Origin of the sequence: Pseudarthrobacter oxydans (genome assembly GCF_013314975.1) — a bacterium.
GTDB lineage: Bacteria > Actinomycetota > Actinomycetes > Actinomycetales > Micrococcaceae > Arthrobacter > Arthrobacter oxydans.
The window spans coordinates 100,907-123,117 of record NZ_JABTYH010000012.1 but is presented as its reverse complement, the minus strand read 5'-3'; the positions used below and the strand labels follow the sequence as shown (position 1 = coordinate 123,117).

Here is a 22,211-nt window from a genome sequence, read left to right as displayed (position 1 = left end):
AAGTGAGTGGATCACCCGCGGCTCCGCACCAACTCGACCTTGTGCCGGACGCCCTGCTGGCCGGCCGGGCGGCCGACGGCGATACAGCGGCTTTCGAGGCCCTCGCCCGGCGCTACGGTCCGCTCATGCGGGCCAGTGCCCGGCGGCTGACGGGCTCCAACGCGGATGCGGACGACATTGTCCAGGACGCGCTGATCCAGGCCTGGAATCAGCTGGACTCGCTCCGGGAGCCGGCGGCCGTCAAGGGCTGGCTGATGCGGATCACCGGCAGCCGCAGCATTGACCACCTGCGCAGGCGCCGCTATGACGCCGGGCTGGACGCCGTCGAAACCACCAGGGACACCCGCAGGCCGGACGGCGCGGGCTCATGGCCGGATCCCGAGGCTGCGGAGCTGGACGGGTCCCGGGTTGAGGCGCTGAAGGCGGCCCTGTCCCGGCTCCCGGAGGAGCAGCGCCGATGTTGGGTGCTCAAGGAGTTCAACGGCAAGAGTTATGAGGACATTGCCCGGACGCTGAACATCAGCACCGACAGTGTCCGCGGCAGGCTGGCACGCGCACGGATTGCCCTGGCGAGCACAATGGAGGAATGGCGATGAGCACCCCGAACGGCACGTTCGACTGCGGGCACGATCTCGCGGAACTCAGCAATTACCTGGATACAGGGGAACTGCAGGACCCGGCCCACCTGGACAGCTGCCCCGAGTGCCAGGCCGGCCTGGCGTCACTGCGGCGGCTCTCCAGCCTTGGCCAGGAACTGCTCGACGCCGATGTTGCCGACGCCGGAAAAGGCACAGACGGCTGGATGCAGAAGATCCTGGGCAACCTGGCCCTGGAGCTCCGGCCGGGCAGGAGCATCCCCCTCCGCGGCGGCCACCCCGATGACACCCTCTCGCAGACCGAGGGGGCTGTCTCTGCCCTCATTCGCTCCATCGCGGACACCCTCCCGGGCACCACGGCAGGGCGGTGCCGCCTCCACGGGGACGTCACCACGCCGGGAGCCGAGGTCACCGTGGAGGTCCACCTGGCCATCGTCTTCGGGCATCCGCTGGAGGAACGCGCCAGCAGCCTGCGCCGGCAGCTCGCCCGCGAACTGGCAGTGCAGACCGAACTCAACATCACCTCGATCGACATCACCATCACCGATGTCCTGGAGCCCCAGCCCGCGGGCCCGGGAACAGCCGCCGGACTGATGGGACAGACCCCTCCCCAGGAGAAGCCATGACTGAAGCCCTGGTCCCCCAGCCGGGACGCACGCAGGTGCCCGCCGGACTGGCGGCACAGCTGCAGGAAGCAGTCCTCGCCGTCGACGGCGTCAGCGCCACCTACCCGGCGCGTCCGCTCCGCCAGGTGATGGCGGCGGTGGCGAAGGAGCCTGTGCCGCACATCGACGTCGTGCCTTCCGACGACGGGCTGCGCGTCACGGCGCGCATTGGCGTGGCAGCGGACAACGGGCCGGAGGTCGCCCGGTCCGTCGCCGGCGCCATCCGCAGCCACCTCGCTCCCCAGCCGGTGCAGGTACACGTGGTGATCGTGACGATGGCCCCGTCCGGAAACGGATAGCAGGCAGGGCCGGCGCCGGGCAGTCCGGCAGGCCGCCGGCCCCGAACCACCGGTGGCACCCTCCGCAGACACAGCAAAGGACGAACAAATGGCTGACCTCACCGCACTTGCCCTGATTTGCTCCCTGACCCCCTCCCCCGCGCCGTCCAGCAGCGAGCTCATGGCGCGCCACGTGCTGGACGAGCTGGCCACACACGGCGTGAGCGGGACGTCGCTGCGGGTGGTGGACCACAACGTGATGCCCGGCGTGCAGGTGGACATGGGCGACGGCGACGCCTGGCCGGGCATCCGGGACAAGATCCTGGCGGCGGACATCCTGGTGATCGCCACGCCCATCTGGATGGGCCACCCCAGCAGCATCACCCAGCGGGTCATGGAACGGCTCGACGCGGACCTCGCCGAGACGGACAACGAAGGCCGGCCCATCATGTACGGGAAGGTGGCGGTGGTGGCCGTGGTGGGCAACGAGGACGGCGCCCACAAGACCGTGGCGGACACGCAGCAGGGCCTGAACGACGTCGGCTTCACCCTCCCTGCCCAGGGCGCCACGTACTGGGTGGGCGAGGCCATGCAGACCGTGGACTACAAGGACCTGAAGGCCGTGCCCGAGAAGGTGGCCTCCGCTACCGCCGGCGCAGCCCGGAACGCAGCGCACCTGGCCCGGTTCCTCCGCACGTCGCAGTATCCCGCGGGGTAAGGGGACGACGGCGGGCTGCCGCGGGTGGGTTCGCTCGCTGCGTGGCGGCCAATTCCACGAATTCCCGACGGTCCGTTAGGTATTCTGAGCAAGAAATTAGGGGGAATTGCGTCATTGACCCCTCCCCTGGAGCCGGAGCATACTAAAAAACCAATTTGCCATGCCGGGATGCTGGTTACGTTAAATCGGGCCAAACAGTAAGTGCCTGCCATTACGTCCCCGAATTCAGCGGTCGTCGTCACACACAACTGCCGCCGGTTTCGCTTTTCGTCGATAGATTGCCGCTTCTGACGGCTGGAGCTGGACCGGCCGGTCCCCTAGACGTTGGCCTCGATTATCGAGGCTCGAATAGGAACCGCCATGCTCCGCCTGTTCCGTATTCTCGCTGCAGCAACAGTCGCACTGGCGGCTGTGGGCGCTTTCACCTTGATTAACGTATTTGGGTCGACGGCTGTGGCCGCCCCCACGACAGTCACGCTGAATGCGGCGGCGGACACGTACCTTTCGACCGCGTCGCCCAACAGCAACTTTGGACGAGCGAAAACCTTGGCCGTCTCAGACACCACCTACCGTGCCCTGCTGAGGTTCAACGTCTCGCTCCCTTCCGGCAGCACCGTCACCAACATCGCCCTGAGGCTTTACTCAAACACCTCGGTGAGCGGGAGCTTGATCGTGCACCCGGCCAGCAATTCGTGGAGCGAGACGACTGTCACAGCGAATAATCAGCCGGCCTGGCAAACGGCTGAGCTTGCTAGATCGGGCCTGCTGCGTGCCAGGCAATATGCCAGTGCCGCATTGCCCACAAATGCCATCACGGGCTCTGGAAACTTCAATGTGGGGATCGATACAACTACTGGCGTGCAGGGAAGCCTGGACTCCCGCGAGGGTGCGAAGCGGCCCCAACTGGTCATCACCTACGATTCACCGTCCAGCCCAACGCCAACACCAACATCGACGGCGACTCCCACATCGACGCCAACGTCGACAGCGCCGGGCAGCGCCCCGCAGAACATCCGCATCGATCCTGCGTACACCACGGACCTTGAGCACACCGCCAGATTCCTCTGGGACCCCGTGCCAAACGCCACAAACTACCGCCACTACATCAACGGCGCCGCCATCGCAGGCGAGGACGACACCAGCGCCAGCGAAACAGTCAGGAACCTCCAACCCGCAACCGCATACACCTTCTCCGTGGGAGCCTTCGTCGGCGGCGTCGAATACAAATCTGCCCCCTTCAGCTTCACCACCGCAGGACCCGGGTCCACACCCACGTCAACAGCAACGCCCACACCGAGCATCTCAACAGTTCTACCGCTAGTGGAGAACGTCGGCTTTTCGGGTTCAGGAGACATCTCAGACGACGCTGTCATCTGGGCGGACACAGCAACTCCCGCAAATAGCGTGGTGATTGCCGACAACAAGTCGGTGTCCGCGGGCGGTATCGGGGTGTTTGGCATGGACGGCAAGCTAATACAGTTCCGCCAGGATGGGATGCTCGGCAACGTTGATCTGAGAAGTGGTTTCGTCTTATCGGGACAGCCGATAATTCTGGTCGGGGCGAACAATCGAACGAACGATACCCTCGTCCTATATTCGTTCAGTGCTACAACCCGAACCCTGACACCGGTTACCGCGCGCAGCATCCCGACTGTTTCCCCAAACATCGGATTTTGCCTGTATCACAGCAGGGCCAGCGGCAAGTTCTATGCCTTCGTGACACCCCAACAAGCCGGCTCCGTCCAGCAGTTCGAGTTAGTAGACAACGGCGCAGGATTGGTCGACGCTGTGCTGGTCAGAACGTTGCCGATGAGCAGCATCGCGGAAAGCTGCGTCGCTGACGACGAACTTGGCCACCTCTACGTTGGACAGGAGACCGTGGCCGTGTGGAAGTACGGAGCCGAGCCGAGCGCCGGCTCCAACAGGGTGTCCGTCGACACGGCGGGCAGTGGCCGCCTCGTGGCTGAAATCGAGGGCATGAGCATCTCTTATGGGGCGAACGGTACCGGAAGGCTGTTTGTTTCCAGTCAGGGAGATTCAACGATTGTGGTCTACGATCGAGCCGATAATAACCCCTTCGTGAAGAAATTCAGAGTCGGCTCCAATGGGACCATCGACTCCGTTACAGGAACGGACGGGCTCGATGTCACCACGAGAAACGCGGGGCCTGGGTTCGAACAGGGGCTCCTGGTGGTCCACGACGAATCCAACTCAGGCGGAACTACGTCCAACTTGAAGTACGTACCCCTCAGCGCTGTCCTCGGGTGACCCATCCCGTCAAGGCATCGAGTGCCTTGACGGGATGGAACATACGAACTGTCGTGGAAATTCGAAACTCAGCGCGAGGATGCACCAATGTCGGAGCATGTCGTGCCGGTCACCCGCCGCCGCTCCCCAGGAACGTCCTGATCTCCTCCGCCATCCGCCGGGACTGGGTCCAGTGCAGGTAGTGATGGCCCTGCAGTGGCACAATCTCGTGACGGTCCACGTTCGCCAGCAGGTTCTCCGCGGATGACAGCTTGGTGGCAGTGGAGTCGTCGCTTTCATCGGCTATGAAGGCGAGGACCGGCAGGTCATCGGGATAGGTTACGTCCCTGAGCGCAGCGGCGTTGTTGGCTATCCGGGCCGTTTCGTCCGCGACGGCCGGGTTGCCGAAGTTCCAGCTCATCATCAGGCGCATGCGGTGGAGTTCATCATCGGTGTACGCGTCGCTGTCTGGATCGAGCAAGCCGGGGGCCACAAAGGTCACGGCGCGCACCATCCCGGTGAAGGCCAGGGCCCGTTCCACGCTGAAGCCCGGCTCCGGTTCTGGAACCTGCCCGTCCCCGGGTTTGGGGATGGTCGCGTCGATGCCAACCACCGCGGACACTTCCGCCCGGTACCGGTTGGCGTAGTCCAGCATGTAGAAGCCGGCGATCGAGTGCCCCGCCAGGACATACGGCTGCCTGACCTGCAGCCTGGCCAGAACGTCGTGCAGTTCGGTACTGATGTTTTCGTTGCTCCGCGGAGGCCCGTCCATGTCGCTGTAGCCGTATCCCAGGCCCTCCACCACCAGGACGTCAAAGCCGCCCAGCTCGCGGACCAGCGGCGCAAAGTCGAGACCCGGAGCCGGGGTGCCCATGCCGCTGAGGAGGACGATCGGCTGACCCTCTCCCCCGCTCCGGTACACGTTGAGGACGCCGCCGCCCACCGGGACACGTTCGCCGTAGGCAGGGACAGCCGATTTCTCCGCCCGCTCCATGGCCGCGTTGACCGCCGTCGACACCAGCAGCAGCCCAACAATTACCAGCGCGGTGATGCCGAGCCCGCGCAACCAGCGCCGGGGCTTGTTCCGGGGCCCGGGATCCGCGATATCCCGAGCCCCGGAAGCCTTTCTACCAGGGGCGCGCACAGCCGCCCGGCATCAGGCAGGTTTGGCGAAGGTGGCTGCGCTCATGACCTCGTAGCCAACGAACGCCTCATCGCCCTCAACCCACGCGTCATGGCCGGCCGGGATGGTGTACGCGTGGCCGGCGCTGACCGTGGCCTGCGACCCATCTTCCATCTGCACGGTCAGCGTTCCGGCGGCGCAGATTCCCACGTGATTCACCTGGCACGTGTCCGTGTGGACCACGGTTTTGACGGTTTCGGACCACCGCCAGCCCGGCTCAAAGGTGAACCTGCCGAGCGTTGTGTCACCGAGGGTCACCACGTCCACCTGGGTCTTGGGCGGGCGGCGCTTCTCATCGGGCTGGTCGAATGATTTGGCTTCCAGGGCGTTTACGGTCATTTCCTTCTCCTGACAGGAAAGGGTGTGGGAACTGTGCATCCGGAGCGCCCAGACATCTCCGGGTTTCGGTTGGCGGGCCCGCGGTGGGCCGCGGCCGCCAGCCACTGGCACCCAGCGCTATCAGAGTGCGCCCACGGGTGGGCCGTGTCAATATGTCCTGCCACCATCGATCACGGCTACGCTTCCGGGATGGGACTCATCATCACACTGCTTATTATCTGGCTCGTTCTGTCCATCCTGGGCTTCGTTATCGAGGGGCTGCTGTGGCTGGCCCTGATCGGCCTGGTGCTGTTCGCGGCCACCGCCGTCTGGGGCTGGATGAAGCGCAGAACCCGGGCCTGACCAACTCCGGCGCTGCCCACCCGGGGTGAGGCGCCGCCGTCGTGCGTTCCTGCCTGCCGCTCCAGTCCGGCGTGAGGCGCCGCCGTCGTGCGTTCCCGCCCGGTTGCTTCCCAGAGGACCGGGGCGGCGCGCCGCGGACGACGGCGTGTCCCGGCTTCGGTGGGCATGGCCCCCTGACGAACTGGGCAGGACCGCACGGCAGCCCGAGCCTGCACGCACCTCACTGGCCCACCAGCGCAGGCCGGTCCCCTGCCGGCGCTGCCCGCCCGGGGTGATGCGCCGCCGTCGTGCGTTCCCGCCCGGTTGCGCCCCGGGCACCCTGGCGGCGCGCCGCGGACGACGGCGTGTCCCGGCTTCGGTGGGGATGGCCCCCTGACCAACTGGGCAGGACCGCACGGCAGCCCGGGTCAATCCGGGCGGAATGTGAGGTCTGTTCCATCGGGCGGACTGCGCCGTGCTGCGGTGGTACCGTGGCGCCTATGCACCTGAAGGCTTACCAGCGAAGCCCCCACCCCGAGCGCCCACGGAAAAAACCGAAGGCCATGCTGGCGGGGTACAGCCGGTCCCTGGCGGAGCTCCAGGGCAAGCAGGTGTCCACCCTCCGACGGCTGGCCCACAAGCTCGTTCCCCGGCACCCTGCTCAGCTGATCGCCCTGGGATTCGTCCTTGCCATCGCGGCGGGGACCGTGCTCCTGATGCTGCCGGCCGCCGCCACGGGACCACGGCCGGCGTCGCTGCTGGAAGCCCTGTTCACCGCCACGTCCGCCGTGTGCGTCACCGGGCTGGTCACGGTGGACACCCCGGTTTTCTGGACAGGCTTCGGGCATGCGGTCATCCTGGTGCTCATCCAAATCGGCGGGTTCGGTGTGATGTCCTTCGGCGCGCTCCTGGGCGTGCTCACAGCCCGCCGCCTTGGCCTGCGTTCCCGGATGCTGGCCGCCACGGAGACCAAGAGCACCGGTTTCGGCGACGTGCGCCGCGTCCTCATTGGCGTCCTGCTGATCACCGTAATTGTGGAGACCATCCTGGCGGTGCTCCTGATGCTCCGCTTCCTCCTGGGTTACGGCTACACCCCCGGCGAGGCCCTCTGGCACGGGGTGTTCCACTCCGTGTCCGCCTTCAACAACGCCGGTTTTGCGCTGTATTCGGACAGCCTGATGGGCTTTGTGGGCGACCCATGGGTGTGCCTGCCGATCGCGGGCGCAGTGATCATCGGCAGCCTGGGCTTTCCCGTGCTGTTCGAGCTCCGCCGCCAGTACCGCCGGCCCGTCTACTGGAGCATGCACACCAAAATCGTCCTGGCCGGCAGCGCCGTGCTCCTGGCTGGCGGGAGCGTGTTCCTCACGGCCGCGGAATGGACCAACAGCGCCACCCTGGGCGGGCTGCCGCCCGAGGACCGCATCCTGGGCGGCTTCTTCCAGTCCGTGATCACGCGCACCGCCGGATTCAACAGCGTTGACATCAGCCAGATGCACCCCGTTTCCTGGCTGGGCATGGACATCCTGATGTTCATTGGCGGCGGCCCGGCCGGCACCGCGGGCGGCCTGAAAATCACCACCTTCGCCGTACTGTTCTTCATCCTGGCCACGGAACTCCGTGGCGACACCGCGGTGAACATCTTTGGCAAGCGCCTCTCCCGGGCCGTGCACCGCCAGGCCATCACCGTGGTGCTCCTGGCCATCGCCCTGGTGACGGCGTCCACCATGTTCCTGATGCTGATCACCGATTTTGGCCAGGAACGGATCCTGTTCGAGGTGGTGTCCGCCTTTGCCACCGTGGGGCTGTCCACCGGCATCACGGCCGGGATGCCGCCCGCCGGGCAGGTGGTGCTGATCCTGCTCATGTTCATCGGCCGGCTTGGCCCCGTCACGCTCGGCACCGCGCTCGCCCTCAGGAAGCGCCCCATACTGTACGAAAACCCGAAGGAAAGGCCCCTCATTGGCTAAGGACATCTTCACCCGCCGGGGCGAGCGCGCCGCCCACCCCGACTCCGTGGCTGTTATCGGCCTGGGGCGCTTCGGCGGTTCCCTGGCCCTGGAACTGGAGGCGCAGGGCACCGAGGTGCTGGGGATCGACAGCAGCGAGCAGATCGTGCAGTCCTACAACGGACGGCTGGCGCACGTGGTCCGTGCCGACTCCACAAAGGAAGAAGTCCTGCGGCAGCTCTCCGTCCACGAGTTCGACCGGGCCGTGGTGGGCATCGGCTCGGACCTGGAGGCGAGCATCCTCACCACCTCCCGGCTGCTCACCTTCAAGCACCCCGAAATCTGGGCCAAGGCCATCAGCGAGCCGCACGCGGAAATCCTGGGCCAGCTGGGGGTGCAGCACGTCATCCGGCCTGAGCACGACATGGGCCGCCGCGTGGCGCACCTGGTCCGCGGGTCCATCCTAGACTACGTGGAATTCGAGGACGACTTTGTGATGGTCCGCACGCAGCCGCCGTCGGATGCCCGGGACCGGCCCCTGGGCGTGCTGGGCCTCCGGGACAAGTACGGGATCACCATCGTGGCGGTCAAACGGCCTGGCGGAACCTGGCAGCACACCACCGCCCAGACCGTCCTGTACGACGACGACCAGATCATCGTCCAGGGCACCAAGAACCTGGCTGAGCGGTTCAGCAGCCGCCCCTAGCCCGGCCCTGCTACTACTGGCCCTGTTACCGGCCCTGTTACTGCCCGGCGCCGAGCTTCCCGCCGAGGCGCTCGCGCATGCTGGTGCTGGCATCGTTCAGGCCGATGATCTTGACGTCCTTGCCGTGGTGCCGGTACTTCTCGGTGATGGCGTCCAGGGCGGCGATGGTTGAGGCGTCCCAGAGGTGCGAGGCGTGCATGTCGATCACCACAAACTGCGGGTCCAGCGCGTACTCGAACTGGGTGTAGAGATCGTTGGACGAGGCGAAGAACAGCTCGCCGTTCACCGTGTACGTGGCGGTTTCATGGCCTTCCACGCCGGTGACCGTCCGTTCCACCGTGACGAAGTGGGCCACCCGGCGGGCGAACATCACCATCGCCACCAGCACGCCGACGCCGACGCCGATGGCCAGGTTGTGCGTGGCAACAGTGACCACGACCGTGGCCACCATGACCAGGGTTTCGCTCTTGGGCATCATCTTCAGCGTGCGCGGGTGGATGCTGTGCCAGTCGAACGTGGCCCAGGAGACGAAGATCATCACAGCGACCAGCGCGGCCATGGGAATGACGGAGACGACGCCGCCGAGCACCACCACCAGGATCAGCAGGAACACGCCGGCCAGGAAGGTGGAGATCCGGGTGCGGGCGCCCGAGGCCTTGACGTTGATCATGGTCTGCCCGATCATGGCGCAGCCGCCCATCCCGCCGGTGAACCCGGTGACGAGGTTCGCCACGCCCTGCCCCCACGCCTCGCGGCTCTTGTGGGAGCGGGTGTCCGTAATGTCATCCACCAGCTTGGCGGTCATAAGGGATTCGAGGAGCCCCACGAACGCCATGGCCAGCGCGAACGGGAAGATGACCTGCAGGGTCTCAAGGGTGAACGGAACGTCCGGTACGAACAGCGACGGCAGCGAGTCCGGCAGCTCGCCCTTGTCCCCCACCGTGGGAACGGTGATGGCCGCCAGGACGGTAATGAGCGTGAGGACCACGATGGCCACCAGCGGAGCGGGCACGGCCGTGGTGAGCCGGGGCAGTCCGAAAACAATCACCAAAGCAAGTGCCAGCAGCGGGTACACCAGCCACGGCACCCCCAGCAGTTCGGGAACCTGTGCCATGAAGACCAGGATGGCCAGGGCGTTGACGAAGCCCACCATGACCGACCGTGGAATAAAGCGCATCAGTTTGGTCACCCCGGACAAGCCCAGGATGACCTGGAATGCGCCGGCCAGGATGACGGCGGCAACCAGGTAGTCCACGCCGTGGGACTTCACCAGCGGGGCGATCACCAGGGCCACCGCGCCGGTGGCTGCGGAGATCATGGCAGGCCGGCCTCCCACGACCGCGATGGTGACGGCCATGGTGAAGGAGGCAAAAAGTCCCAGGCGGGGATCCACGCCCGCGATGATCGAGAAGGCAATCGCCTCCGGGATCAGGGCAAGCGCGACGACGAGCCCGCCGAGGACTTCGGTCTTGAGCCGCCGCGGCGACTTCAGGGTTTCCCGGACAGACTGGAGCTGTTCCGGTGTGGAGGCGGGGGCATCCGCAGAGGTTTTGACGGCCATTGCCGGCTCCGTTCATGGTCAGGAAGGCGCGGGGCAGCGGCTCCACGTGTTCGAAGAATGAAGGGGGCGCAGCGCCGCGCCGGGAACGCCGGGAGTCCGCCGCTCAGGCGTCTCTCCGGCTCCAGCAACTCTACCCTAACGTGATGGTAGGGTTGGACGCGGACATTACGGAGGCCCACCCACATGACAGCACGAGCCGGCACTTCAACCATGCACATCGGCGAACTGGCGGAACGGACAGGTTTGTCCCTGCGCACCATCCGCCATTACGACGACGTGGGGCTGCTTCCAGCCACGGCCCGCACCGGGGGCGGCTTCCGGGTGTATTCAGAAAACGACGTCGAGCGCCTCACGGTGATCAAGCAGATGAAGCCCCTGGGATTCTCGCTGGAGGAGATGGCCGACATCCTCGAGCTCTTCTCCTCACAGGAAGCAGGGGCCTCCGATGACGCGAAGGCCAAACTCGCCGCGTACCTGGAGAAGGCCGTGACTGAGCGCGCCAAAATGGCCCGCAACCTGGCCCAGGCCGATCAACTCATCGAACGGCTCAGCGGCCGCGGCTGACGGTCAGGGCCTTCCGCGGATGTATGTAAGGATGCCAGCCCTCGGCGCCCCCAATAAGCGCCAAGGACAAGCCGGCCGTTGGAGAAGCCGCTCAGCCCTCCCAGTGATCGAAGCTGAACCCGCACGCGCACCGGTAGGTGAGCAGGCCGCCGTCGTTCTTTGCCGCCGGCCCCTCGCCCGGCGCTGCCACCAGCTGCATGGGCTCGCCGCAGTGGACGTGCGTGGCGAGCATCCGCCGCAGCTGCGGGTCTTCCGCGCGCCCGGCACGGGCCCCGCCCCTGCTGCCGGCGCGCCGTACAGCCAGCGGAATCTGTGAATGCGCCATAGCGTCCACCCCGCCTAATCCAGCGAGGCGAGGAGGTCGGTGCAGGCCTGCTCACAGCGGCGGCAGGCGTCGGCGCACACCTCGCAGTGGCGGTGCATGGAGGCGTGCTGGCCGCACTCCTCCGCGCAGGCACGGCAGGCAATGCGGCATGCTTCCAGCACTGCCCGGGTGATGCCGACGTCGTAATTGCCGTGGCGGGAGAGGATTTTTCCGGTGGCCGCGCAGATGTCGACGCAGTCGAGGTTGGTGCGGATGCACCTGGTGAGCTCGGCCACCATGTCCTCGTTCAGGCAGGCGTCGGCGCACGCGGTGCATGTCTGCGCGCAGTCGAAACACGCCTGGATGCATTCCACGAGCTTGGCCTTGTCGATGCCCGCCACATCCTTGGGGTAGGCGTCCAGCATGGACTGTACGTGTGTCATTGGTATCTCTTTCCAGGTCAAAACAGCAGGTAGGGGGTGTGGTGGAACGGCGAACCGTTCCTACGTCCTGCTGATGGAAAGCTCCACCACCGTGAGTGCCGGCAGTTCCGGCTCAGGCGGTACGTCATGGGAGTGGAGGCTGCCGCCGGGCAGCCGCTGGATTAATGACGGCGGATCCACCGCACCGGTCCGCACCGGGACGGGTTCACCGCGGGGCGCCTTGATCCGCTCGCCCTCGTTCTCGAGTCCCGCAGGCTCAGCGGACGGGCCGGCCTCGGGGACAACGCGGACGGACTGCGCCGCGGAGGCTGAAGGCGCTGCCGGATCGGCGTCTGCTATTGCCTGAAGCGGCACGTCGCCAGCGGCTTGTCCGCCCTGCACCGGGCTGTGCCCGGGAACCAGGGCGTACCGGCTGCCGGACGTATAGGAAGCAGCACCGGCAATCAGCAGGACCAGGAGCAGCCATACGAAAACGCCCCGCAGCGCGACAAGGCAGCGAAGCAGTCCAAGCGCAGGCGAACCCAGTGTGGCCATCACCACTTCCTGTAGAGGGCTTTTACTAAGCCTAGCTTCGTATTCCTGTTCCGCAGATCACATGAGTATTACTTTTGCGATGGAATCAGCCAGGTCCATCAGGTCCTTACGCTCCGGCGCCGAATAGTGTGCGGAGCCGATGGCGTTGCGCATCCGGCCAAGGTGGTCCACGATCTCCGCCCGGTACTGGCCCTTCCGGTCGCACCACGCAAGCTCATGGAGGAGCCGGAGGAGGCGGGCCGCAACGGCAGGGTCCGACGCGCCGTACTGCCGGGGCTGGTCCATCGCCAGGCTGAGGAAGTCCTGCAGTCCGGGAAGGGACAGCACCACCCTGACCCGCCCGTCGTCGTCGACCGAACTCTCGGGCCCGGGGTTACGCTCCGCCAGCGTGCAGAGAAGCGCGGAGAGGTGCCCGATGACGTGCACCGCCGTGGTGGGATCGTTGATACCCGGGGAGAGCGCCCGCGCGGCAACATCCACCAGCTGGCGGAACCCGAATCCGACGTCCTGGACGTTGGTGCGTTCATACCCGGTTGCCACGGCGGCGTTGATGTCTTTTGTGAGCTTCTCCCGGACGTCCGCAGTGAACGTCGCTCCCGGCGCCACGGGCCAGGCGGTGGCAAACGGGACGCCTTGGACCAGCGAGCTGCCGGGTTCCCGGTCTATGCGGAGAACGGCGCCGGCATCTTTCGCCGCCTGCAGGAGTGCGCCCTGGTCATATGAAGTCAGGAAGCCGGAGGAACTGGAGCGGATAGGGAAGCTCCCCTCTGCCGGAAACGGCTGGGGCGGGGGCGCGGGCCGGTCCCGCGGAAAAACGCGGTCGATCGTTTCCTGGGTTTCCACGTTGACCCTGCGCATCATGGTTTCCACCCGGATTTCCCGCGTGAGGTGCGCGAGGAAGAGCACCAGTCCGACGACGCTGGCCATGGCGAGCGCATAGGCCACGGTGACGGAAATTTCAGGTACGAAGGCGGTATTGCCGTTACCCTCGTCCCGCACACTGCGGAGGACTGTGAGTGAGAAGGCGAAGGCGGCCAGGAAGAGCGCCAGCGTTCCGTGCACAAACCGGTCCGAGGTGAAGGTCCTCAGCAGCCGGGGAGAGAACTGGCTGCTGGCCAACTGCAGGGTTACCACTGTGAGTGAGAAGGTCAGCGAGGTCACCGTGATGAGCGAACCTGAGATGGCCTGCAGGACGGCCCGGGCAGCCTCCGGCCCTCCGCTGAAGAGGAAAACCGTGACGCTGTCCGGCAGCTCGCCGTCGACGGCCGAGTCCAGCGCGGGCAGTGCCATGCCCAGGACGACCGCCAAGGCAACAGCCAGGGCCGGAAGCGGCCAGAGCCGGGTGCGCAGGGCATCGAGCCAGTGTGCGCTGCGTGTAGTGGTGTTCACTTATTCCTCGCTTCCCTGTCCCGCGCCGCCGTGGGATGCCGGTTCCCGCGAAGGGTGGTCCGTTGCCGCAGCGGCGGACAGCCGGCCGTGTGCGTCCCGGGAGGTCTCCTGCTCGGCTATTGAAACATCCTCCGCCGTGATTTGGGCGTCTGTTTTTTCGTTCCATGCTTTGATTGCGGCCCAGATGACGGCCGCCAGGGGAACGGAGAGGATGGCGCCGATGATGCCCGCCAGGATGGTTCCGGCTGTGAGTGCCAGCAGGATGACGAGGGCGTGCACGCTGAGAGTGCGCCCCATGACCACCGGCTGCAGGAAGTTGCCTTCGAGCTGGTTGACAACAATGACGACGATGATCACGATCAGGGCCGTGACAGGCCCGTTGGCCACCAGGGCCACGAGGGCTGCCAGCACGCCGGCGAGGGTGGCTCCCACCAGGGGGATAAAGGCGCCGATGAACACGATGGCAGCCAGCGGCAGGGCGAGCGGAACTCCGAGGACAACCAGGGCCAACCCGATGAAGAACGCGTCAACGATGGCCACGATGGCCGTTCCCCGGACGTACCCGCCAAGTACCGCGAGGCTGTCCTGCCCCACGCGCCTTGCCTTCACCAGCCGCGTGCCCTTGAAGGCGCGCAGGATGAACGCCCAGATGCGCTCTCCGTCCTTGAGGAAGAAGAAGAGGATTACGGCCATGAGCAGGGCGCCGGTGATGAAGGTCCCTGCCGCGCTGAGGCCGGTGACAACACCGGCGCCCGCGGTGCTGCTGGTGACGAAGTCCAGCACGGCGTCACGTGCCTGCTGGATCTGTTGGTCATCGACCGGAATGGGGCCGGTCCGGACAAAGGCGTAGACCTGGTCGAATCCCGCCGTGGCGCTGCGGGCAAGTTCGCCCGACTGGCCGATCACGGCGAAAACAATGGCCGTGACCAGTCCACCCAGGGCCAGCAGGAGCAGCAGGAAGGAGAAGCCGGTGGCCGCCGCACTGGGCCAGCCTTTCCTTCTGAGCCAGTTCACCAGCGGTGCGATGGCAGCGGCCAGGATCAGCGCCAGCAGCAGGGGAATGACCACCAGCCGCACCTGGATGAGCCCGTAGATGAGGACGGCGGTAAGGGCCAGGAGCATCAGCAGCTGGCCTGCCCTGATGCTCACCCGGCCAAGACCGTCCTGCCACGGGTTTGCCCGGTTTTGAGTCTGCATTCAGTTGTCTCCCTGGTTCAGCAAGCGCTGGTGCTGCGAAAAGTGGCATCGGCGACGCCGCGCAGGCTACCTAAACCTCTCACGGACTGTCCTGGCTGAAACAACGGACGGCAGCTGCCCGGCCCTTCAGTTAAAAGCAAGGGGTGCGGCTCCAGCGGAACCGCACCCCTTGCTGGTAGACCGGAATCAGTCCTTCTTGAAAGCGTCCTTGACCTTTTCGCCGGCCTGCTTCAGGTCGCCCTTGGCCTGGTCGGTCTGGCCTTCGGCCTTCAGGCGGTCGTCACCGGTTGCTTCTCCGGCGGCCTCTTTACCCTTGCCGCCAAGCTTCTCGGCTGCGTTACCAATCTTGTCGTCCAAACCCATGGTGTTTCTCCCTACGGTCGGCTCCCGCCGGCGTCCTGCCAGCGGCTTACGTTCCCATCGTAACCACAAATCACTAAGGGTGCTGATCAATTTGCGCGGTGAGCTGCGGCACACCCCCTTTTCAAAGCGTCAGCCGTGGGTGGGTTCGCCGGTGATGCGGTGGTCCGCGTGGTTGATGGTTTCGCGGATGAGCCGCACCAGGTGCCCGTCGCGCAGGGAATAGATCACGTGGCGGCCGTCCTTGCGCGTGTCCACCAACCCGCTGAAACGGAGTTTTGCCAGGTGCTGGCTTGCCACCGTGCGGGGCACCCCGACGGCGGCCGTCAGCTCGGTCACGGTCTTGGGGCCCTGCGACAACTGCCAGAGCAGGTGGAGGCGCGTGGGCTCGGCCAGCATCCGGAGGGTGGCGGACGCCGCCTCCAGCAGCTCCGGACCCGGGGTTACCTGGTGGACCAGGGACGGGACGTCAGCGGCGGGCGCGGCTTCGCTGCGGGGCTGGCTGGCCACTGTCCTGCTCCTCCCCTGCACGGTCCCCGGTCCCTGCGGCATCATGCCGGGGCCAGGACAGGAATGCTCCTGCACTGCCTATCATCGCAACAATTGTCAGCCCCGCCGCAGCCCAGCCCAAACCGGCCACTGCTCCCACCCAGCCGGCCAGCGGATAGGCCAGGATGTAGCAGGCGTGCGAGAGCGAGAACTGCGCCGTGAAGACATACGCCCGGGTGTCCTCGGTGGAGGCTTCCCGCAGCAGTCTCGACGACGGCGTGAGGATGGTGGAGTTGGCCGCGCCCATGATGAACCACACGGTGAGCAGCAGCCACCATCCGCTGCGGGGTGCGGTCCAGGAAATGGCGACGGCGCCGGCCAGGACAAGGGGAACGACGGCGGCCCCGGTGAGCATCACCGTCCGGTCACCCAGGCGTTCCAGCAGCGGCGGGGCGGACAATGCAACGGCCATGGAGCCCACGCCGAAGCAGGCCAGGGCAAGGGCAAGGTCCGTGTCCGGCCGCTGCAGGACATCGCGGACATAGACCACCGTGTTCACCAGCACCAGGGTTGTGGGGGCCGCGACCACCAGGTTCAGTGCCAGCAGCGACCTGAGCCGCCGGCTCCGCCAGAAGATCCTGGCGCCGAGCGTGGTCCTGTGCCAGAGCGAGGCCTGCGGCGCCTCCGCGGCGGAGACCCGTGGCAGGACGGACATGGCCACCATGGCGGCGGAGAACAGGAACCCTGCCACGGTGCCCAGGAACAGGTTGTTGTAGCTCATGACGGTGAGCAGCACCGCGGCCAGCGCCGGGCTGGCCAGCGCCTCCATGTCGTAGGCCAGCCGGGACAGCGACAACGCCCGCGTATAGTCCCGCTCGTCCGGAAGGACGGTGGGGATCAGCGACTGGAAGGCCGGGGTGAACGTGGCAGAGGCAGACTGCAGCAGGAAAATCACCACGTAGATCTGCCAGGCTTCGGTGATGAACGGCAGGGACAGGGCCATTGCGGCGCGCACTAGGTCGGCGCCGACCAGGACCGGTTTCTTCGGCCAGCGGGCCAGCAGCGCATTGATCACCGGCGCCAGGCCCACGTATGCAAGCATCTTGATGGTCAGTGCTGTACCGAGCACCGCGCCGGCATTGCCCCCAGCCAGGTCGTAGGCCAGCAGCCCCAGCGCGACCGTCAGCAGGCCCGTGCCGATCAGCGCCACGATTTGGGCGGCGAAAAGCCTCCGGTACGTTGCGTTCCGCAGAACCGAAAACATCCAGCCCACTCCTTGAGTGCATATGTGCACGTATATGCACTCATCATAAGCCTGGCCTGCCATTGTGTCCTGCGCCGTTGGCCGGCCCTGTTAACGATGGAAGACGCCGCTCCGTGACGGAGCGGCGCCTTCGTGGCTGTGGTGCTGCGGTGCTGCGGCCGTGACGCCTCGGCGACTCAGGCGCTGGTGGCGTCCTGGACCTCGCCCACCAGTTCCTCGATGATGTCCTCCAGGAACAGGACACCGGTGGTGTTGCCCTTCGCATCGAAGACCCGTGCAACGTGGGCACCGGTACGGCGCATGGTGGCCAGCGCGTCCTCAAGCTCGCTGCCGCTGAAGGCGGACGCCAGGCGCCGTATGCGCTTGGCCGGCACACGCTGGGTGAACTTCTCCTGCGTGGTCAGGTCCATGACGTCCTTGAGGTGCAGGTACCCGGAGGGCTCGCCGTCGTCATTGGTGAGGATATACCGGGAGAATCCGTGCCCGGCCACGGCGCGCTGGATGTCAGCGGGCGTGGCGGACTCCGGCAGCAGCACCATCTCGGAGATGGGAACCTCCACGTCCGCCACAGTCTTGGCCGTGAATTCGAACGCGGCACTCAGCGTTCCGGTGGTGTCCGTCAGCATGCCGTCGCGGGTGGACTGCTCCACGATGTTCGCCACCTCATCCAGCGTGTAGGCGCTGGTGGCCTCGTCCTTCGGCTCCACCTTGAACAGGCGCAGGATGGAGTTGGCGATGCCGTTCAGCGTCCAGATCACCGGCTTGAAGATGCGCGCCACCATCACCAGCGGCGGGGCCAGGATCAGGGCTGCCCTTGTTGGAACGGAGAAGGAGATGTTTTTGGGGACCATCTCTCCGAGCACCACGTGCAGGAAGGTGACCAGCAACAGAGCGGTGACGAAGGCAATGATGCTGATTGCCTCGTAAGACAGGGACGTCAGGCCCAGCGGGATTTCCAGCAGGTGGTGGATGGCAGGTTCGGAGACGTTGAGGATCACCAGGGAACAGACAGTAATACCCAGCTGGCTGGTGGCCAGCATCAGCGTGGCATGCTCCATGGCCCACAGCGTGGTCTTGGCGGCCTTGCTGCCGGCTTCTGCCTTGGGCTCGATCTGCGAGCGGCGTGCCGATATGACGGCAAACTCAGCCCCGACGAAGAACGCGTTGACCACAAGGAGCACCACCAGCCAGATAATGCCGGGAAGGTATTCACTCATGGGTCAGCTCCTGCGTGAGGTCATCAATGATGCGGTCGTGGGCGCTCCGGGGCGCGTCCTGTGAGGCGTCAGGGGTGAAGCGGATCCGCTCCACGTGCGTACCCAGGACGCGCTCCACCCGGAGGGTCCCGCCGTCGATCTCTACTTCATCACCCAGTTCCGGAATCCGGTCCAGCTGGTCCGTGACAAACCCGGCCAGGGTGTCGTATTCCTCCCCGTCAGGGACGGTAATCCCCGTCCGGTCCAAGAGTTCGTCAGGCCGCAGGGACGCGTCAAAGGTGATGGACCGTCCCGTCCGCACCACGCCGGTGCGGGCGCGGTCGTGCTCGTCTTCAAGCTCCCCGACAATCTCTTCCACCAGGTCCTCCAGCGTCACGATGCCGGCGGTTCCGCCGTGTTCATCGGAGACGATGGCCACCTGCAGGCCCTGCCGGCGCAGCAGGACCAGGAGCGTATCCACGCCCATGGATTCCGGCACCCGCAGCGGCTCGATCATCAGTTCAGACGCGATCACGCGGGACCGGTCCGCGAGGTCCACGGCGAACGCCTGCTTCACGTGGAGCACGCCCTGCACGTCGTCGCGGTCCTCTCCGATGACCGGGAAGCGGGAGTAGCCGGTGGTCGTGGCAAGGGCGACGATGTCCTCTGCGGTGTCATCGGCGTTGACTGCTGTCATCCGGACGCGGGGGGTCATGACGTCCGCGGCGGAGTGCTCGGAGAACCGGAGCGTCCGGTGCAGCAGTACCGCATGGTCCTGGTCAAGCACGCCTTCCATGGCGGACCGGCGCACCAGCGAGCTCAGCTCCTCGGCGCTCCGGGCACCGGACAGCTCTTCCTTTGGCTCGATTCCGAAGGACCGGATGATTTTGTTGGCGGTGTTGTTGAACAGCAGGATCACGGGCTTGAACACCGCGGTGAAGACGGCTTGGAAAGGGACCACCACTTTGGCTGTGGCCAGCGGGAGGGCCAAGGCGAAGTTCTTGGGAACCAGTTCGCCGATCACCATGGAGAAAACCGTGGCAATGAAGATACCTATCACCGCTCCAACGCCGGGAACCACGGCCTCCGGAATACCGGCGGACTGCAGGGGGCCGCTGAGCATGGAGCTGATCGCGGGCTCGAACGTGTAACCGGTAAGGAGCGTGGTCAGGGTGATGCCCAGCTGCGCGCCGGAAAGGTGCGTCGAGGTGATCTTGAGGGCATTGATGGTGGTGCCCAGCCGCTTTTCCCCGCGGGCCTGGCGGGCTTCGAGGTCATTGCGGTCCAGATTGACCAGCGCGAACTCGGAGGCAACAAAGAAACCGGTACCGACCGTCAGGACGAGGCCGATACCGAGCATGATCCATTCATACATTCAGGCGCCCCTCTCCCGTGGTGGCCGGCGAACCGGTCAGAAGGCGGAGGGGCTTGGGCATATGTGAAGGAGGGTCATCCATAATGCACTCCATCCTACCGGCACGGCTCCTCCGGACCGGGCCTGTATGCCCACAGCAGAGAAGCCCTGCACCCGCTCCGTACCGGCATGGGCACCTGCGCAGGTGGTCCGGCCCCTGTACTTACCCCGTAGGCGCGCGTACATTCGGAGGTGTGACGGTAATCATTTCCCGTCCCCTCCCGGGCCTCCTGCACAGGCCCCGGAGAAGCTGCTGTAGCCACGCGGCGGCGCAGGATGCAGAACCTGAAAAGGCCACACAATGGCAATCTCGCACTTCCAGCAGTTCCTTGACCAGGCAACGGTTTTCGATCCTTCCAACGACGGCGGCCTCGGGCCCGACTGCCTCTACGGCCTCTACGTCAGCTGGGCCGTGCTCAGGGGGCTGGAGCCCAAGCCAGACCAGGCCTTCCGGGCGGGGATGCACCGCTGCGGCATTGACCTGACTAACAGCAAACTTCGGATGACCGGCCCGGCCGCGGCTGACTACATTCTCTACAGCTATCCGGCTGTGGCTTGATGCCCCTCTCTCCGGAGATCACCGGTGCTGCGCGCGAGGCCGCCATGGTCCTGTATGGCTGCGAATCCGTACTGGAAGGTCCGGCGAGGGTATGAACTACACGGCCGGGGGACCCAGCAAACTGCCCGTGGACGAGCTGGCCCTCGCCGTAGCCCGCATCAAAGGCATGCTGCTGACCCGGGACAAGGCGGGCAACGCCGTCCACCTGCTGGCCCGCGGCATCAAGGACTCAACACCCGGTGCCGGGGGAACCGGCGTTTCCCTGATCAGCCAAGGCGGCGAGGGAACCAGCAGCGGTTTCACCGACCCTGTGGTGGAGCAGGCGGACGCCGCCCAGTACGGCCTCCGCGAGGGCCCGTGCTTCACCGCCTGGGCCAGTGAACGGGTGGTGATTGTCGACGACATCGGGACAGACGGACGATGGCCAGCCTGGCAGTCCGCGGTAGCCGACCTGCCGATCCGATCCGTGGTCAGCGCCCCGCTGCTGTTTGGAAACGAAGGGATCGGAACCTTGAAAATCTATGCGGCCCTTCCGGCGCAGTTTGACGAGGACAGCGGCCGGGTCCTGTCCCTGTTCGCCGGAACCGCCGCCACGCTGCTGGCGCACATCCAGGGTGATGACACCCTGCTGAGGATCAACGGAAATCTCCAGGCGGCCTTGGCCAGCCGGGACACCATCAACCGTGCCTGCGGGGCGCTCATGGAACGCGAGGGCCTCAGCAAGGACGACGCGATGAAGCAACTTGTCAGAAAAGCCCGGGAATCCGGTCTCCCCTTGATTGAGGTCAGTGAAGAGCTGCTCGCCAAGGTGCCTCCGGAAGCACGCTGAGAGGTGAGACGTGGGCTTCGATCCTCATGAACCGGAACAACGCAATCAGCTTAATGATGCACTGAAGGCCGCCGACATCAGCATGGGGGAACTCTGGCTGAGGTACTTCAGTATTTGCGGCTCCGCGGGCGAGTACGAGGTTCAGGCCTACTCGCAGGGCCTCATCTCCTTACCCGTCTTCCAGCGCGACCTCCTGGCCATGGCCGCAAATGAGCTTATCGACGAGAGGCCACCGCTCCATGCCCCCTACTCGGACCAGCTCAACGGATCCGGAACCAACGGCGCCGGCAACGGTTCCGGCCCAACCGGAACCGCGGGGACGCTGGACCGCCACCTTGGTGACATCGGCAAAGACACCTCACGCTGAGCCGGCGCCAGCATAGTCACAGAAAAAACACCGCATTGAAACATTTCAGCAACGTGGCCACGGCATGCTGTCTCTTACGGGGATACAACTGCAGGAGGCGCATCATGGAGGCACAGGGAGTTCTCACCGGCCAGCTCAGGGTCGGCGACGAAATCGAGGCATGGCATAACGGCAAACTTTTCCACCGGGGGCGGGTGATGGACGTGGTGCCGGCCCTGGAACTGTTCTGGATCCTGGACGCGAGGACCGGCACGCGGAAGCTGCTGGACCCTGAGGCGCTGGAGATCCGGCATGTGGAGGAACAGGCCAAGCCCCTGGCCACGGCCTGATTCCCGCCGGCACGGGGACCATCACCTGCAGGGGCCCTTTGCGCACAGCGGGGGCAGCCCGGGGCGTGCATAGAATGAATCCATTGCGGCACCGCTGCGGCAGTACGGGCGTTTTCCGCCCGCAACCACCACTAAGGAGCACACCGTGATTGGATTCATCGTTGCCGGCCTGGTCATTGGCGCACTTGCCCGCCTCATCAAGCCGGGCAAGCAGAACCTGGGCCTGCTGGCCACCCTCCTGCTGGGCCTTGTTGGCTCGGTCATCGGCGGGGTGGTCGCATCATTGCTGGGCACCGGAGACATCTTCGAGCTGAACTTCCTGGGCTTCATCGTGGCTGTCATCGCCGCGGTGCTGCTGGTAGGAACAGCCGAGGCCGTTGTGGGACGCCGGAGGTCGGTGAACCGCTAGGCAC

Annotated in this window: 27 protein-coding genes; 14 read left to right on the top strand and 13 right to left on the bottom strand. The window is 65.8% G+C overall.

The annotated features are described in order from the left end of the window. The first annotated feature begins 2 nt into the window (after positions 1 to 2). The 5 genes from HTS88_RS10400 to HTS88_RS10380 all read left to right on the top strand — a co-directional run bounded on the left by HTS88_RS10400 (position 3) and on the right by HTS88_RS10380 (position 4,525). Complete coding sequence (locus HTS88_RS10400; protein ID WP_174178047.1) at positions 3 to 596, top strand: sigma-70 family RNA polymerase sigma factor; 594 nt, start codon at positions 3 to 5, stop codon at positions 594 to 596. Next, positions 593 to 1,222: an anti-sigma factor family protein gene (locus HTS88_RS10395; RefSeq protein ID WP_246256162.1), complete on the top strand. Its 630-nt coding sequence runs from the start codon at positions 593 to 595 to the stop codon at positions 1,220 to 1,222. Before HTS88_RS10400 ends, HTS88_RS10395 begins: the two co-directional genes overlap by 4 nt. Next, positions 1,219 to 1,560 carry a hypothetical protein gene (locus tag HTS88_RS10390; protein ID WP_174178045.1) on the top strand — a complete coding sequence of 114 codons (342 nt, stop codon included), beginning with the start codon at positions 1,219 to 1,221 and terminating at the stop codon, positions 1,558 to 1,560. Before HTS88_RS10395 ends, HTS88_RS10390 begins: the two co-directional genes overlap by 4 nt. Positions 1,561 to 1,648: 88 nt before the next feature. Next, the gene (locus tag HTS88_RS10385) at positions 1,649 to 2,257 is read left to right on the top strand and encodes a flavodoxin family protein (RefSeq protein ID WP_174178043.1); all 609 of its coding nucleotides are present in this window, start codon (positions 1,649 to 1,651) and stop codon (positions 2,255 to 2,257) included. A gap of 360 nt (positions 2,258 to 2,617) precedes the next feature. Continuing rightward, positions 2,618 to 4,525 carry a phytase gene (locus HTS88_RS10380; protein ID WP_174178041.1) on the top strand — a complete coding sequence of 636 codons (1,908 nt, stop codon included), beginning with the start codon at positions 2,618 to 2,620 and terminating at the stop codon, positions 4,523 to 4,525. A gap of 109 nt (positions 4,526 to 4,634) precedes the next feature. Here HTS88_RS10380 and HTS88_RS10375 read toward each other — a convergent pair whose 3' ends face one another. Both HTS88_RS10375 and HTS88_RS10370 read right to left on the bottom strand, forming a co-directional pair. After that, positions 4,635 to 5,570 carry an alpha/beta fold hydrolase gene (locus HTS88_RS10375; protein ID WP_217432438.1) on the bottom strand — a complete coding sequence of 312 codons (936 nt, stop codon included), beginning with the start codon at positions 5,568 to 5,570 and terminating at the stop codon, positions 4,635 to 4,637. 90 nt (positions 5,571 to 5,660) lie between these two features. Continuing rightward, positions 5,661 to 6,026 (bottom strand): cupin domain-containing protein, encoded by a 366-nt coding sequence (locus tag HTS88_RS10370; protein WP_174178036.1) that lies wholly within the window; start codon positions 6,024 to 6,026, stop codon positions 5,661 to 5,663. A 189-nt stretch (positions 6,027 to 6,215) separates the two neighbouring features. Between HTS88_RS10370 and HTS88_RS10365 the strand changes: the two genes are divergently transcribed. The 3 genes from HTS88_RS10365 to HTS88_RS10355 all read left to right on the top strand — a co-directional run bounded on the left by HTS88_RS10365 (position 6,216) and on the right by HTS88_RS10355 (position 8,999). Beyond that, positions 6,216 to 6,368 (top strand): LPXTG cell wall anchor domain-containing protein, encoded by a 153-nt coding sequence (locus HTS88_RS10365; protein ID WP_174178034.1) that lies wholly within the window; start codon positions 6,216 to 6,218, stop codon positions 6,366 to 6,368. 479 nt (positions 6,369 to 6,847) lie between these two features. Then, complete coding sequence (locus HTS88_RS10360) at positions 6,848 to 8,314, top strand: TrkH family potassium uptake protein (RefSeq protein WP_246256160.1); 1,467 nt, start codon at positions 6,848 to 6,850, stop codon at positions 8,312 to 8,314. Then, the gene (locus tag HTS88_RS10355) at positions 8,307 to 8,999 is read left to right on the top strand and encodes a potassium channel family protein (RefSeq protein WP_174178032.1); all 693 of its coding nucleotides are present in this window, start codon (positions 8,307 to 8,309) and stop codon (positions 8,997 to 8,999) included. Before HTS88_RS10360 ends, HTS88_RS10355 begins: the two co-directional genes overlap by 8 nt. 37 nt (positions 9,000 to 9,036) lie before the next feature. Here HTS88_RS10355 and HTS88_RS10350 read toward each other — a convergent pair whose 3' ends face one another. Then, positions 9,037 to 10,560, bottom strand: a complete 1,524-nt coding sequence (locus HTS88_RS10350; protein WP_174178030.1) for a SulP family inorganic anion transporter — start codon at positions 10,558 to 10,560, stop codon at positions 9,037 to 9,039. 183 nt (positions 10,561 to 10,743) lie between these two features. Between HTS88_RS10350 and HTS88_RS10345 the strand changes: the two genes are divergently transcribed. After that, positions 10,744 to 11,124, top strand: coding sequence for a MerR family transcriptional regulator (locus HTS88_RS10345; RefSeq protein ID WP_174178028.1), 381 nt, complete (start codon positions 10,744 to 10,746; stop codon positions 11,122 to 11,124). A 91-nt stretch (positions 11,125 to 11,215) separates the two neighbouring features. Here the strand turns inward: HTS88_RS10345 and HTS88_RS10340 are convergent, their stop codons facing one another. From HTS88_RS10340 to HTS88_RS10295, 10 genes are all read right to left on the bottom strand, one after another. After that, on the bottom strand, positions 11,216 to 11,449 hold the full coding sequence (locus HTS88_RS10340) for a hypothetical protein (protein WP_174178026.1): 234 nt from the start codon (positions 11,447 to 11,449) through the stop codon (positions 11,216 to 11,218). Positions 11,450 to 11,463: 14 nt separating this feature from the next. Next, a complete protein-coding gene (locus HTS88_RS10335; RefSeq protein WP_174178024.1) occupies positions 11,464 to 11,871 on the bottom strand; it encodes a four-helix bundle copper-binding protein in 408 nt (135 codons plus the stop codon). 60 nt (positions 11,872 to 11,931) lie between these two features. Continuing rightward, complete coding sequence (locus HTS88_RS10330) at positions 11,932 to 12,405, bottom strand: hypothetical protein (protein ID WP_174178022.1); 474 nt, start codon at positions 12,403 to 12,405, stop codon at positions 11,932 to 11,934. Between the two features lie 57 nt (positions 12,406 to 12,462). After that, positions 12,463 to 13,794, bottom strand: coding sequence for a DUF2254 family protein (locus tag HTS88_RS10325; RefSeq protein WP_174178020.1), 1,332 nt, complete (start codon positions 13,792 to 13,794; stop codon positions 12,463 to 12,465). After that, positions 13,795 to 14,991, bottom strand: a complete 1,197-nt coding sequence (locus tag HTS88_RS10320) for an AI-2E family transporter (protein WP_174178018.1) — start codon at positions 14,989 to 14,991, stop codon at positions 13,795 to 13,797. Positions 14,992 to 15,177: 186 nt separating this feature from the next. Beyond that, positions 15,178 to 15,354, bottom strand: a complete 177-nt coding sequence (locus HTS88_RS10315; protein ID WP_174178016.1) for a CsbD family protein — start codon at positions 15,352 to 15,354, stop codon at positions 15,178 to 15,180. A 129-nt stretch (positions 15,355 to 15,483) separates the two neighbouring features. Further along, entirely contained in the window at positions 15,484 to 15,861 is a 378-nt protein-coding gene (locus tag HTS88_RS10310) for an ArsR/SmtB family transcription factor (RefSeq protein ID WP_251422904.1), read from the bottom strand. Beyond that, the gene (locus HTS88_RS10305) at positions 15,821 to 17,104 is read right to left on the bottom strand and encodes an MFS transporter (RefSeq protein WP_174178014.1); all 1,284 of its coding nucleotides are present in this window, start codon (positions 17,102 to 17,104) and stop codon (positions 15,821 to 15,823) included. Before HTS88_RS10305 ends, HTS88_RS10310 begins: the two co-directional genes overlap by 41 nt. Before the next feature lie 176 nt (positions 17,105 to 17,280). Beyond that, positions 17,281 to 18,321 (bottom strand): hemolysin family protein, encoded by a 1,041-nt coding sequence (locus HTS88_RS10300; RefSeq protein WP_174178012.1) that lies wholly within the window; start codon positions 18,319 to 18,321, stop codon positions 17,281 to 17,283. Next, positions 18,314 to 19,675 (bottom strand): hemolysin family protein, encoded by a 1,362-nt coding sequence (locus HTS88_RS10295; protein WP_174178010.1) that lies wholly within the window; start codon positions 19,673 to 19,675, stop codon positions 18,314 to 18,316. Before HTS88_RS10295 ends, HTS88_RS10300 begins: the two co-directional genes overlap by 8 nt. A 340-nt stretch (positions 19,676 to 20,015) precedes the next feature. Between HTS88_RS10295 and HTS88_RS10290 the strand changes: the two genes are divergently transcribed. The 5 genes from HTS88_RS10290 to HTS88_RS10270 all read left to right on the top strand — a co-directional run bounded on the left by HTS88_RS10290 (position 20,016) and on the right by HTS88_RS10270 (position 22,207). Continuing rightward, the gene (locus HTS88_RS10290) at positions 20,016 to 20,273 is read left to right on the top strand and encodes a hypothetical protein (RefSeq protein WP_174178008.1); all 258 of its coding nucleotides are present in this window, start codon (positions 20,016 to 20,018) and stop codon (positions 20,271 to 20,273) included. Between the two features lie 91 nt (positions 20,274 to 20,364). Then, entirely contained in the window at positions 20,365 to 21,102 is a 738-nt protein-coding gene (locus HTS88_RS10285; protein WP_174178006.1) for a GAF and ANTAR domain-containing protein, read from the top strand. Between the two features lie 10 nt (positions 21,103 to 21,112). After that, positions 21,113 to 21,469 (top strand): hypothetical protein, encoded by a 357-nt coding sequence (locus HTS88_RS10280; protein ID WP_343044924.1) that lies wholly within the window; start codon positions 21,113 to 21,115, stop codon positions 21,467 to 21,469. Between the two features lie 104 nt (positions 21,470 to 21,573). Next, complete coding sequence (locus HTS88_RS10275; protein ID WP_174178004.1) at positions 21,574 to 21,798, top strand: hypothetical protein; 225 nt, start codon at positions 21,574 to 21,576, stop codon at positions 21,796 to 21,798. A 145-nt stretch (positions 21,799 to 21,943) separates the two neighbouring features. Then, positions 21,944 to 22,207 carry a GlsB/YeaQ/YmgE family stress response membrane protein gene (locus HTS88_RS10270; RefSeq protein ID WP_174178002.1) on the top strand — a complete coding sequence of 88 codons (264 nt, stop codon included), beginning with the start codon at positions 21,944 to 21,946 and terminating at the stop codon, positions 22,205 to 22,207. Positions 22,208 to 22,211 lie beyond the last annotated feature (4 nt).